The organism is Ruegeria sp. R13_0, from assembly GCF_017743995.1.
GTDB lineage: Bacteria > Pseudomonadota > Alphaproteobacteria > Rhodobacterales > Rhodobacteraceae > Ruegeria.
Map to the genome: position 1 here is coordinate 48072 of NZ_JAGHRB010000006.1, position 12021 is coordinate 60092.

A 12021-nucleotide genomic window follows, 5' to 3' on the forward strand; every position below is an offset into this window, starting at 1 on the left:
TGCAGCCGCTGGGGCGCAGGTCCATTGTGGCGCCATGACTTCGGCACCTGTTACTCTCACCCTGCAAAGCCCTCAGGACACCGCAGATTTTGCGGCACGTCTTGGCGCGACCCTGAGACCTGCGGATGTGGTACTGCTGCAAGGTGAGATCGGCAGCGGCAAGACCCACTTTGCCCGTAGCCTCATCCAGTCGCTGATGAACCCGCCCGAGGATGTGCCCTCACCGACCTTCACGCTGGTGCAGGCCTATGACACGCAGATCGGCGAGATCTGGCATTGTGACCTCTACCGGCTGACCTCGGTAGATGAGGTTGACGAGCTGGGCCTGACCGAAGCCTTCGACACCGCGCTCTGTCTTGTGGAATGGCCTGACAAACTTGGGCCGCTGACCCCCGACACCGCATTGACGCTTGCCTTCCAAACCGACCCGATTGAGACCGAGACACGCCATCTGACCCTGTCCTGGTCCGATCCGAAATGGCTTGGGAAACTGGAGAATACTCTATGACCGATCGTACTGTGCTGGCCGACGCCCTGATTGCACAGACGCCATGGGCCAATGCCACGCGCGCGCCTTTGGCCGGGGATGCCTCGAACCGCAGGTATGAACGTCTGACAGATCCGACGACCGGTCGCACAGCGGTTCTGATGGACGCCCCGCCGGATCGCGGAGAGGATGTCGAACCCTTCGTCCGGATCGCGAACCATCTGCGCGCGGTGGGCCTCAGTGCGCCCGAGATTTACGCCGAAGACAATCAGAATGGCTTCTTGGTGCTGGAGGATCTGGGCGATGATCTGTTTTCACGCGTTCTGACCAAAGACCCGAGCCAGGAACGCCTCCTGTATGAGGCAGCGACGGATGTTCTTCTGCACCTGCATGAGGCCCCGATCCTGCCTCTGCCCTCATACGACCCCACTTTGATGACCGAGCTGGCCGCTCTGGCCTTCACCAAATACACGCACGCCATTCTGGGCGACCATGATGAAGACGCGCGCGAGAGGTTCGATCTGCGCTTCGCTGATATCTTGCTGCAGGAGACCTCGGGCACCAAAGTCGTCGTGCAGCGGGACTACCACGCCGAAAACCTGATCTGGCTGCCGGAACGTGAGGGCGTGCAGCGCGTCGGGCTTCTGGATTTCCAACTGGCGATGCTGGGGCACCCGGCCTATGATCTGGTCTCGCTCTTGCAGGATGTGCGGCGGACCGTGCCGACCGGAATCGAAATGCAGATGGTCAATCGCTATATCGCGGCCTCTAGCATGGATGACCATGACTTCCGCACCGCCTACAGCGTTCTCGGCGCGCAGCGAAACCTACGTATTCTGGGTGTTTTTGCCCGACTGGCGACGGATTACGGCAAGCCACATTACGTCGATCTGATCCCTGCCACATGGGCGCATCTGATGCGCGATCTGGAGCATCCCGCGCTGATCCCGGTTGCCAACATCCTGCGCGACGCCCTGCCTGAACCAACCGCGGAAAACCTTGCAAGGCTGAAAGCGTCATGAGCCAATCTCCCGACGCCGTGATGCTGTTTGCCGCCGGGTTCGGCACCCGGATGGGTGCGTTGACGAAGGACTTGCCAAAACCTCTGATCGAGGTCGCCGGACGCCCGCTGATCGACCACGCGCTAGCATTGGTGGATGCCGTTCATCCGTCCCGTGTGGTTGCTAACCTGCACTATCACGCCGATCAGTTGCAGGCGCATCTAGCGCCCAAGGGCATCCTGCTCTCGCATGAAACGCCTGAGATTCTGGAAACCGGCGGCGGTTTGCGGGCGGCTTTGCCTCTGCTTGGCACAGGCCCGGTTTTCACCATGAACACCGATGCAATCTGGGCCGGACCCAACCCGCTGAGCCTGCTGCAACGGGCATGGGACCCGGACCGGATGGATGCGCTGTTGATGTGCGTCCCGATTGGTCAAACCATCGGGCATGCGGGCGAAGGGGATTTTACCGCCGATGCCGATGGTCGGATCACGCGCGGGCCCGGTCTGGTCTATGGCGGCGTGCAGATTCTGAAAACCGACGGTCTGCACCACATCCCGGAACAGGCCTTCTCGCTAAACCTGTTGTGGAACCAGATGCACGACCGCAAGCGTCTGTTCGCGCTGAAATATCCCGGCCGTTGGTGTGACGTCGGACGCCCCGAAGGGATCGCTCTGGCTGAGGGGATGCTAGCGGATGTTTGACCCCAGCACGCATCCACGGGTGTTCGCCGTTCCGCCGGGTACGGATTTTCCCAAAGCGCTGGTTTCCGGGCTGCGGCAGCGCGCCTCTGGCCCGCCCGAGGCGTTGGCCCGCGCGCAATTGGTGGTCAACACGCGCCGCATGGCCCGACGGGTACGAGACCTGTTTGATCAGGGGCCGCCCTGCTTGTTGCCTCGGCTTTCTCTGGTCACCGATCTGGGCGAAAGCGTTGATCTGGCACAGATTCCACCCGCCATACCCCCGCTGAGACGACGGTTGGAGCTGACCCAGCTAATCTCAAAACTGCTGGACCAACAGCCTGATCTGGCCGCACGGGCCTCGCTGTTTGACCTGTCCGACAGTCTGGCCGCCTTGATTGATGAGATGCAGGGTGAGGGCGTGTCCCCCGACGCGATCCGCCAACTGGATGTCAGCGATATGTCCGGCCATTGGGCCCGCGCACAGGCGTTTATCGGCATCGCGGACCATTTTGTTGATGCAAGCGATCACGCGATGGATGCACAGGCGCGGCAACGTCGGGTGGTCGAAAACCTGATTGACAGCTGGCAGGAGGCTCCGCCGCAACATCCCGTCATTCTGGCTGGCTCGACCGGATCGCGCGGCACCACGCTGATGCTGATGCAAGCCGTCGCGCGCCTGCCACAAGGGGCCTTGATCCTGCCGGGCTATGATTTCGACCAGCCGCGCGCCGTTTGGGACCGCCTAGACGAGGCGCTGACCTCGGAGGACCACCCGCAATATCGGTTCCGCAAACTGATGCGAGAGCTGGGGTTGGAGCATGATCAGGTCCTGCCCTGGACGGATGAACAACCGCCCTCACCCCCGCGTAACCGGTTGGTTTCGCTCGCTTTGCGCCCTGCCCCCATCACCGACGCGTGGATGTCCGAAGGCCCATGCCTGACCGAGTTGGATCGGGCCACGCGCGACCTGACACTGGTCGAAGCGGACTCGCCCCGGTCCGAAGCCCTCGCCATCGCCCTTCGACTACGGCAGGCGGCTGAGACGGGCCAGACCGCCGCCTTGATCACGCCTGACCGGATGCTAACCCGGCAGGTCAGCGCGGCATTGGATCGCTGGAACATCCTACCCGATGATAGCGCTGGTCTGCCGCTGCAACTGTCTCCGCCCGGCCGGTTTCTGCGCCATGTGGCGGGCCTGTTTGCGCGCCGTCTGGAGGGCGAGGCGCTGCTGACGCTGCTGAAACATCCCCTATGCCATGACGGGGGGGAACGCGGGGCTCATCTGTTGCATACCCGCGATCTCGAGCTGGACCTGCGCCGCCATGGCCCTCCATTCCCGGACCAAACCAGCCTAAACGCATCTGCGATCCGCACCGAAGCGCCCGAAGGATGGGTAAGCTGGGTCAACGCGCATTTCTGCGATCAGCATATCGTAGGGGAACTGCCCCTGACCGAATGGGTCGACCGATTACTAACTCTGGCCGAGTCGATCTCGGCCGGACATGCGGGTGACCAAGGCACCCTGTGGGACAAGAACGCGGGCCAAAAGGCCCTGTCGGTGTTGACCAATCTTCGGGATGAGGCGCATCACGGCGGTCCCATGACCGCCCATGACTTCGCCGATCTGCTAGGCGCGCTTCTGGCCGGAGAAGAGGTCCGCGACCGCGACGCCCCGCATCCGCATATCATGATCTGGGGCACCCTCGAGGCCCGGGTGCAGGGTGCAGATCTGCTGATCCTCGGCGGTTTGAACGAGGGCAGCTGGCCCGAAGCCCCAGCCCCGGACCCGTGGCTGAACCGCCAGATGCGCGACAAGGCGGGATTGTTGCTGCCCGAACGGCGGATTGGGCTTTCGGCGCATGACTTCCAACAGGCCATCGGCGCGCCCGAGGTCTGGCTGACCCGCGCCACCCGCTCGGACGATGCGGAAACCGTGCCTTCGCGCTGGCTGAACCGTCTGACGAACCTGTTGCAGGGCCTGCCCGACCAAGGCGGCCAAACGGCGCTATCAGATATGCGCGCGCGCGGTCGAACCTATCTAAACTGGGCCAAAACACTGGAACAGGCACCCCGGATTGAGGCAGCGCATCGCCCCTCGCCCAAACCTCCGGTTGCCGCCCGACCGCGACGCCTTTCAGTCACCGAGATCAAGCGCCTGATCCGCGACCCTTATGCGATTTACGCCAAACATGTGCTGCGTCTGAAACCCCTCGATCCGCTTGTGCAAGCCCCCGATGCCTTGCTGCGCGGGATCGTGATTCATGAAATCCTTGAGCATTTCGTTAAGGACAGCGTGCTGGATACCGCCTTGCTAACCCGCGAGAACTTCCTGAAACGCGCCCATGATCTGCTTGAAACACACGTCGCTTGGCCAACCGCCCGCAAACTGTGGTTGGCGCGGTTGGAACGGATCGCCGACGACTTTCTGAGTGCCGAGGTCAATCGCCGGGGCGACGGTGGCCCGGTGGCGTTTGAGGCCGCGATGAAGCTGGTGTTGGAGCCTCTGGATTTCACCATCGCCGGTCGTGCCGACCGGATCGATTGCAACAGCCGGGGGGCGTTGCGGATTGTGGATTACAAAACCGGCGCACCTCCGACCGAAAGCCAACAGGCCAAGTTCGACAAACAGCTGCTGATCGAAGCCGCCATGGCCGAGCAGGGCGCCATCGAAGGGATCGACCCCACCGACGTGGCCGAGGCGATCTTCATCGGTATGGGCGGCAGTTACAAAGAGGTCGCAGCTCCGCTTGCCAAAGAACCCACCGACAAGGTGTTGGCTGAGCTGAAAGAGCTGATTTCTGCTTATTTAGAGCCTGATAAGGGCTTCTCATCACGCCGCATGCTACACAAGGACACCGATATCGGCGACTACGATCATCTGGCCCGGTTCGGGGAATGGGACCGCACCGCCGAAACCCTGCCTGAGGACCTGACATGAGCGCCCGCAACGACGCCACCGAACGGCAAGTGCAGGCCGCGCGTCCCGATGCCTCGACCTGGCTTGCGGCGAATGCCGGGTCGGGCAAAACCCGCGTGCTGACCGACCGCGTGGCGCGGCTACTGCTGAGCGGGGTGCAGCCGCAGCACATCCTGTGCCTGACCTATACCAAGGCCGCCGCCAGCGAGATGCAGAACCGGCTTTTCAAACGGCTTGGGGAATGGGCGATGTTGGGGGACGCGCCGTTGCTGGCGCAGCTGACGGATCTGGGCGTCGAAGGAGCAATTGATTTGGACCGACTTGCGCAGGCCCGCACCCTGTTTGCCCGCGCGATTGAAACGCCGGGTGGGTTGAAAATCCAGACCATCCACTCTTTCTGTGCCTCACTGCTGCGTCGTTTCCCGCTTGAGGCCGGTGTCAGCCCTCAATTTGCCGAGATGGAGGATCGCGCCGCCGCCTTGCTGCGTGAAGAGATCATCGAGGATTTCGCCGAAGGCCCTCAGGCCGGGCTGATCGAAGATATCGCGCGGTTCGTCACCGATACCGGGTTTGACAGGCTGACCGCGGCGGTGACCCAGAAACGGAACCTGTTCGCGCAGCCCTTGCAGCGCTCGGACCTGTTGCAGAGATTTGGCCTACCGGAGGGATTTGAGGACGACACCCTTGCTGGACAGGTGTTTCTGGGCGGTGAGGTTGATCTGATCCAATCCATGTTGCCCGCGCTGATCGAAAGTGGCGGCAACAATGCCAAGGCCGCCGCAAAACTCGCAACATTCACCGAGGCGAAACTGGCCCATCTGCCAACGCTGGAAGGCGTGTTGCTGACGGGCAGGGGCGCGAAGGAGCCGTTCACCGCCAAGATCAACGTTTTCCCGACCAAAGCCCTGCGCGAAGGGGTTCTGTCAGATCGCATGCCACAGCTGGAATCGCTGATGTTGCGGGTTGAGGCCGCGCGCGAACAACGGCTGGCTTTGGTCGCAGCGCAAAAAACCACCGTTTTGCATCGCTTCGCTGCAGCTTTCCTGCCGGAATATGAACGCCGCAAACAACTTCGCGGTTGGCTGGACTTTGACGACCTCATCCTCCGCGCGCGACAGGTGCTGAACGACCCAGCGGTGGCCGAATGGGTGTTGTACCGGTTGGACGGCGGCATCGACCACATTCTGGTGGACGAGGCGCAAGACACCAGCCCGGATCAATGGGACGTGGTCGAGAAACTGGCGCAAGAATTCACCAGCGGGGAAGGGGCCCGATCCGAGGTTGAGCGCACGATCTTTGTGGTCGGCGACAAGAAACAGTCGATCTATTCCTTCCAGGGCGCCGACCCGCAGGCCTTTGACCGGATGCAGGCCGAGTTTGGGCGAAAGCTGGAAGAATCAGGCTCTAAACTGTGGGGTTCGACGCTTGAATACTCATTCCGATCCTCCAGCGCGATCCTGTCATTGGTTGATCTGCTGTTCGAAAATCAGGCCGAAGCCGGGTTTCACAAGGAAAGCCAGCACCGTGCGTTCAAGGCAGACCTGCCGGGACGCGTAGACCTCTGGCCCGTGGTGGAAAAGGTCGAGGATGACGAGGATGGCGATTGGACCGATCCGGTGGATCGGCCCGGGTCGCGCCACCACACTGTCATTCTGGCCGAGCAGGTGGCGCAGTCGATCAAGCACATGATCGACACTGGGGCTACCATTCCCGAAGACGGTGAAACGCCCGGCACATTCGTGCGCCGTAAGGTTCAGCCGGGGGATTTCCTGATCCTGGTCCAGCGCCGTTCGGACCTTTTTGCCGAGATCATCCGCGCCTGCAAAGCGCTTCATTTGCCCATCGCCGGGGCCGACCGTTTGAAAGTCGGCGCGGAACTGGCGGTCAAGGATCTGGCCGCATTGCTGAGCTTTCTGGCCACGCCCGAAGACAGCCTGTCGCTGGCGACGGTCCTGAAATCCCCTCTGTTCGGTTGGTCCGAGCAGGCGCTGTTCGATCTGGCCCATCGCCGGCAAGAGAAATTCCTGTGGGCCGCGCTTCGCAATCGCTCGGACGAGTTTCCCGAAACGCTTGCGATCCTCAACGATCTGCGTGGACAGATCGACTTTCTGCGGCCCTATGACCTGATCGAGCGTATCCTGACCCGCCATGACGGACGGCGAAAGCTGCTGGGTCGACTGGGGGCCGAGGCCGAGGATGGGATCAACGCGCTGCTCTCGCAGGCTTTGGCCTATGAGCGGACCGATATTCCCAGCCTGACCGGCTTTCTGGTCTGGATGCAGACCGACGACCTAGAGATCAAACGCCAGATGAGCGGCGTGGGCAACATGATCCGCGTGATGACCGTGCATGGCTCAAAAGGATTAGAAGCGCCGATCGTGATCCTGCCGGATACCGGCAAACGGCAAGCTCCGCGCGATGCCGAGATCATGGTCGCGGGCGGAACGCCCCTGTGGAAGGTTCCCGCCGATGCCTCGCCCAAGCTGATCTCAACTGCCCGCGAGGAGGCCCGAAACCGTGAGGAGAATGAACGCCTTCGACTGCTATATGTGGCTCTAACACGGGCGGAAAAGTGGTTGATTGTGGCGGCGGCGGGGGATGTCGGAAAGGACGGAACCAGCTGGTATCAGATGGTCGAAGCCGCGATGGAGCGCGCGGGCGCGACACTGATGGAGGGGTCTCAGACACGGCGACTGGCCCATGGCGATTGGGAGGGGTTGCCGCTGGTTGAACGCAGCGAACACGTCGAGCCAAGTCAGGACCTGCCCGCGTACTTCCAGCGTCCCGCCGAGGATCCGCCCTCAGAACCAGAAACCCTCAGCCCCTCAGATCTTGGCGGGGCAAAGGCGCTGCCCGGTGATGCGGGGCAGGATGAAGAGGTCGCAAAGCTGCGCGGAACACGATTGCACTTGCTGCTGGAGCATCTCCCAAGCGCGCCCCGGGATGACTGGCCCATGCTGTGCGCTCGGGTTCTACCCGATATGCAGGATCAGGAGCGAACCGAGTTGTTGTCTGAGGTCACCAAGGTCCTGACAGCGGATCACCTGAAACCAGTCTTCGCGCCGGATGCGCTGGCCGAGGTCCCCGTTTCAGCCAAACTGAACGGGCGGCGCATGCATGGTGTCATCGACCGGCTGATCATAACGGATACCGAAGTGCATGTGGTTGATTTCAAAACAAATGCCACAGTGCCCGACCAGCCAGAAGCCTGCCCCGAAGGCCTGTTGCGGCAGATGGGGGCCTATGCGCAGGCGCTAAGCCAGATTTACCCAGACAAGACCATCCGAACCGCCATCCTGTGGACGCGGACGGCCGCGTTGATGTGGCTGCCACACGATCTTGTGACGCAAACACTGACCCGCGCCCAGATATCTTGACCTTACCCGACGCGGCACCTACGTTCCTTTCCCGAGTTTACCCCATTCAGGAGACAGAATATGTCGACCGTAGCCGTTACAGACGATACCTTTGATGCCGAAGTCAAGAACTCGACCGTTCCCGTGGTTGTGGACTTCTGGGCGGAATGGTGTGGTCCTTGCAAACAGATCGGCCCCGCACTGGAAGAACTGGCCGCTGAGTATGGCGACAAGGTGAAAATCGCCAAGGTGGACGTGGACAGCAACCCGAACGCAGCCGCTGCGATGGGCGTACGCGGCATCCCGGCACTGTTCATCTTCAAGGACGGTCAGGTTGTCTCGAACCGCGCGGGCGCGGCACCCAAAGCGGCGCTGCAAAGCTGGATCGACGAATCCATCTGATCCGGATTGGAATGCGAATGATCAAAGGCGCCCCGAACCGGGCGCCTTTTTTATGACCCGGAGACTTTGATGGCAAAAACACGAGTACTTGTGGAATTTGGTATGGGCACGTCCCTGCGGCGTGAGGATTATACCGAGGCCGCCTTGCGCGCGATCAAGGATGCACTGTGGCACAACTCGGTCAATATGGCTGAGCTGTTCGATTTTCCCAAAGAGGCTATGATCATTGATGCCGAAATCGGCGTGCAGCAACCCGATAAAGTGGACCGTGAGGCGTTAAATGCCGTGTTCCCATACGGTCAGCCGAACATCACAGTCACCCGCGGTGGGCTAGACATCGACAAACCGCATGCCGATGGCCACACGGTGATCGCAAACGCCGCCATTATCGTCTCATTCGACATGGAGCCCGCGCAATGAGTGAGAAACGTATCATTCTTGAGATGGGCACCGGCAACGACCTCTACGGTCAGGACTATACCAAGGCCGCACGGCGGGCGGTACAGGACGCGCTGCATCATTCCTCAATCACTCTGTTTTCGCGCTTGGGCGTGGACCACAAGGAGATGCGCGTCGTGGTGACAATTGGCGTGCAACAGCCCGAGGCCGTGGATTGCGATCTGGTCGCGCAGGATTTGCCGCGGGGCAGGGCCGAGGTGCGGGCTGTGTTAGGTGGGCTGGACGTCGAGGACAGTGATGCAGGCACCCGCCACGTCATCGCAACCGCAGCGGTTGAGGCCTATCTGCCTGATATGTCGGGCAAATACAGGCTGGTTTGAAAAGAAAAAGCCGCTCGGACGAGCGGCTCATCTTTACGACGGATGATCTGAAACGGATCAGATGGTGATGATGTCTTTGCGGGTCAGACCGATATCTTCCAGCTGAGCGTCGCTCAGTTGCGACAACGCCTTGCGTGTCTTACGCGTTTCGTTCCATTCAACCGCTTTTTCGAAAGCCACAGTGAACGCGTCCACTACGTGCAGGATGGTAGCTGCTCCGAGCGGCGCAGTGTTTTGTGCAGTATTTGCCATGTGCGCAGTCCTTCAAACTGAAACAGCCGACCCAGTGTCGGTTGTAAGCCTCATGTAGTGCAGGGGTCTGAGTCTCACAATTGCCAGTCTGGTAGACCCGATCTGCGTTTCTTGCATATCTTTTGGGCAGTTTGTGAACAGTTGCGTTGGCGCTGGCTCCGGCCCATATAGGGTGCCAGTGATGAACGGAGGCCCTGATGGCAGACAGCGAATTTCCCGGTTGGCATGGCACAACGATCATTGGCGTCAAGAAAGACGGTCAAGTGGTGATTGCCGGCGACGGTCAGGTCAGCCTGGGTCAGACCGTGATCAAGGGCACCGCCCGCAAGGTCCGCCGCCTGTCACCCGGTGGATTCGAGGTTGTGGCAGGCTTTGCTGGATCGACGGCGGATGCGTTCACTCTGCTCGAGCGGCTGGAGGCCAAGCTTGAAGCCACCCCTGGCCAATTGGCGCGCGCCTCGGTCGAGCTGGCCAAGGATTGGCGCACCGACAAATACCTGCAAAAGCTTGAGGCGATGCTGATCGTCACCGATGGCAAGGACCTGCTGGTGATTACCGGGGCAGGGGACGTGCTTGAGCCGGAACACAACGTGGCCGCCATCGGATCGGGCGGAAACTTCGCCCTCGCCGCGGCACGCGCGATGATGGACAGCGACAAGCCCGCCGAAACGGTTGCGCGAGAGGCGATGGCGATTGCCGCCGATATCTGCGTCTATACCAACGGCAATCTGACGGTTGAGGAAATCTCAGGCCAATAGTGCCTTGATCTCTTTGCCTTTCCATCGGCGGTGCATTCCGATCAACCCAAAGATCGCGGCGATGATCACGATGTAGTAGGGCACGCGGATGTCGATGCTCATCAGCCCGCCGCCGATCAGGGACATGATCCCTCCGGCAAGGCAAAAGACTGCGGTGGTCACACCCATGACCCAACCCTGATCCGCCTCGCTGACGCTGGATGAAAACAGACCCAGAAGGGTCGGGTATGAAACGCCGAAAAAGAAGTAGAAGAAGAAGACCGGGATGTAGCTCAGCACGCCACTGGGGCTGAAGGCAAAGGCAAGCCCGCAGATCACCATCGTGATCAGTGAGACATAGATGATCTTGTGCTTGCTGAACCTCTCTTGCGCGGGTTTCACAAGGAAGGTGCTGGAAAAGGCCAGCGCAAAGCCGATGACGACCATGGCCATACTGCCTCCGATCACGCCATAGCCGAACCGGCTGGTCAGGAAATTGTCGACGAATACGTAGAAGGTGACGTTGGCGATCATGAAGAACGAGTAGACCGGCAGGATTTTCAGAACCATCGGGTGACCCCGCACCGCGATCAGGCTGTCGGTGATATCGCGCGGACGAAAGACAAAGGGCGCGCGTTCGCTGCGGGTGTCCTTGAAGAAGGCCACCACGAGGAAAATGGCAATCAGCACCAGAACGAAGGCACCATAAAAGGGCGTTCTGAGCGTGGCAAAACTGCCCAACAGGGCGGAATCCGACAGGACGGCCCCGATGATCGGCCCTCCGACAAGGCCAAAGCTGACGCCGGTCACGATATACCCCATATTGCGGTCACGGTCGGCAGCATCGGTGCTGCCATCAATCATCGCCGCTTGCGCGATAGGCTGGTTGCCAGCCGTAAAACCAGTGATCGACCGACCCAGGATCAGCAGCAACAGACTGTCGAGGTAGAGCGAGGCGATGGTAATGGCGTAGCCTGCCAACGCTCCGCCCAGACAGACCAGAAGCGCGTTCTTGCGCCCAATGGAATCCGAGACCTTCGAGACGTAAACGACCCCCAGAAACCACGACAGGAAGAAACACCCGATCACCAGCCCATAGTAGAAATGGCGACGGCCGTCTGGTGTGCCTTCGGGCAGGAACCCGGATTTCGTCTCCATGATCAGAGAGTTGATGATCGGAAAGACCAGCCCCTGTCCGATCAGGTCCACAAACACCACAAACAGCAGGGTGATCTTGGCAATTTTTGTCATGCGCGCGCTCCGGACCGTCAAGGCGTTGAAATCACTGTAACAGAGGGCGCGCGTTTCACCTATTGAAAGCATTTGCAAACCGGGTGGGGCGTTGCTAACCAACGCTGCCGCTGTTGTTTTCGCCCTTGCGGTGACTACCTAAGCCAAACCGCTGAT

Annotated in this window: 10 protein-coding genes and 1 pseudogene; 9 read left to right on the forward strand and 2 right to left on the reverse strand. The window is 60.8% G+C overall.

The genetic code is table 11. The features are described from left to right. Window positions 1–34: 34 nt before the first annotated feature. The 8 genes and pseudogenes from tsaE (at window position 35) to J7394_RS09320 (ending at window position 9625) form a co-directional block, all read left to right on the forward strand. A complete protein-coding gene (gene tsaE / locus J7394_RS09285; protein ID WP_209252536.1) occupies window positions 35–508 on the forward strand; it encodes a tRNA (adenosine(37)-N6)-threonylcarbamoyltransferase complex ATPase subunit type 1 TsaE in 474 nt (157 codons plus the stop codon). Further along, a complete protein-coding gene (locus tag J7394_RS09290; RefSeq protein ID WP_209252537.1) occupies window positions 505–1509 on the forward strand; it encodes an aminoglycoside phosphotransferase family protein in 1005 nt (334 codons plus the stop codon). Before tsaE ends, J7394_RS09290 begins: the two co-directional genes overlap by 4 nt. Next, window positions 1506–2192: a nucleotidyltransferase family protein gene (locus tag J7394_RS09295; RefSeq protein ID WP_209252538.1), complete on the forward strand. Its 687-nt coding sequence runs from the start codon at window positions 1506–1508 to the stop codon at window positions 2190–2192. Before J7394_RS09290 ends, J7394_RS09295 begins: the two co-directional genes overlap by 4 nt. Beyond that, window positions 2185–5109: a double-strand break repair protein AddB gene (addB, locus tag J7394_RS09300; RefSeq protein WP_209252539.1), complete on the forward strand. Its 2925-nt coding sequence runs from the start codon at window positions 2185–2187 to the stop codon at window positions 5107–5109. Before J7394_RS09295 ends, addB begins: the two co-directional genes overlap by 8 nt. After that, window positions 5106–8465 (forward strand): double-strand break repair helicase AddA, encoded by a 3360-nt coding sequence (gene addA / locus J7394_RS09305; protein WP_209252540.1) that lies wholly within the window; start codon window positions 5106–5108, stop codon window positions 8463–8465. The genes addB and addA overlap by 4 nt, the downstream gene beginning before the upstream one ends. 39 nt (window positions 8466–8504) lie before the next feature. After that, window positions 8505–8846: pseudogene (gene trxA, locus J7394_RS09310) on the forward strand (thioredoxin); the annotation flags it as partial. Between the two features lie 69 nt (window positions 8847–8915). Further along, entirely contained in the window at window positions 8916–9266 is a 351-nt protein-coding gene (locus J7394_RS09315) for a Lin0512 family protein (RefSeq protein WP_209252542.1), read from the forward strand. Then, window positions 9263–9625, forward strand: coding sequence for a Lin0512 family protein (locus tag J7394_RS09320; protein WP_170680598.1), 363 nt, complete (start codon window positions 9263–9265; stop codon window positions 9623–9625). The genes J7394_RS09315 and J7394_RS09320 overlap by 4 nt, the downstream gene beginning before the upstream one ends. Before the next feature lie 57 nt (window positions 9626–9682). Here the strand turns inward: J7394_RS09320 and J7394_RS09325 are convergent, their stop codons facing one another. Then, window positions 9683–9877: a DUF1127 domain-containing protein gene (locus J7394_RS09325; RefSeq protein WP_170380185.1), complete on the reverse strand. Its 195-nt coding sequence runs from the start codon at window positions 9875–9877 to the stop codon at window positions 9683–9685. Window positions 9878–10074: 197 nt separating this feature from the next. Here J7394_RS09325 and hslV point away from each other — a divergent pair, with 197 nt between their 5' ends. Beyond that, window positions 10075–10635 carry an ATP-dependent protease subunit HslV gene (gene hslV / locus J7394_RS09330; RefSeq protein ID WP_209252544.1) on the forward strand — a complete coding sequence of 187 codons (561 nt, stop codon included), beginning with the start codon at window positions 10075–10077 and terminating at the stop codon, window positions 10633–10635. Here hslV and J7394_RS09335 read toward each other — a convergent pair. Further along, complete coding sequence (locus tag J7394_RS09335) at window positions 10624–11865, reverse strand: MFS transporter (protein WP_209252546.1); 1242 nt, start codon at window positions 11863–11865, stop codon at window positions 10624–10626. The genes hslV and J7394_RS09335 overlap by 12 nt on opposite strands. Window positions 11866–12021: the final 156 nt, after the last annotated feature.

Coding starts and splice junctions, on each gene's coding strand:
- tsaE (WP_209252536.1), top strand. CDS start 35: ATGACTTCGGCACCTGTTACTCTCACCCTGCAAAGCCCTCAGGACACC.
- J7394_RS09295 (WP_209252538.1), top strand. CDS start 1,506: ATGAGCCAATCTCCCGACGCCGTGATGCTGTTTGCCGCCGGGTTCGGC.
- J7394_RS09290 (WP_209252537.1), top strand. CDS start 505: ATGACCGATCGTACTGTGCTGGCCGACGCCCTGATTGCACAGACGCCA.
- hslV (WP_209252544.1), top strand. CDS start 10,075: ATGGCAGACAGCGAATTTCCCGGTTGGCATGGCACAACGATCATTGGC.
- J7394_RS09335 (WP_209252546.1), bottom strand. CDS start 11,865: ATGACAAAAATTGCCAAGATCACCCTGCTGTTTGTGGTGTTTGTGGAC.
- J7394_RS09320 (WP_170680598.1), top strand. CDS start 9,263: ATGAGTGAGAAACGTATCATTCTTGAGATGGGCACCGGCAACGACCTC.
- J7394_RS09325 (WP_170380185.1), bottom strand. CDS start 9,877: ATGGCAAATACTGCACAAAACACTGCGCCGCTCGGAGCAGCTACCATC.
- J7394_RS09315 (WP_209252542.1), top strand. CDS start 8,916: ATGGCAAAAACACGAGTACTTGTGGAATTTGGTATGGGCACGTCCCTG.
- addA (WP_209252540.1), top strand. CDS start 5,106: ATGAGCGCCCGCAACGACGCCACCGAACGGCAAGTGCAGGCCGCGCGT.
- addB (WP_209252539.1), top strand. CDS start 2,185: ATGTTTGACCCCAGCACGCATCCACGGGTGTTCGCCGTTCCGCCGGGT.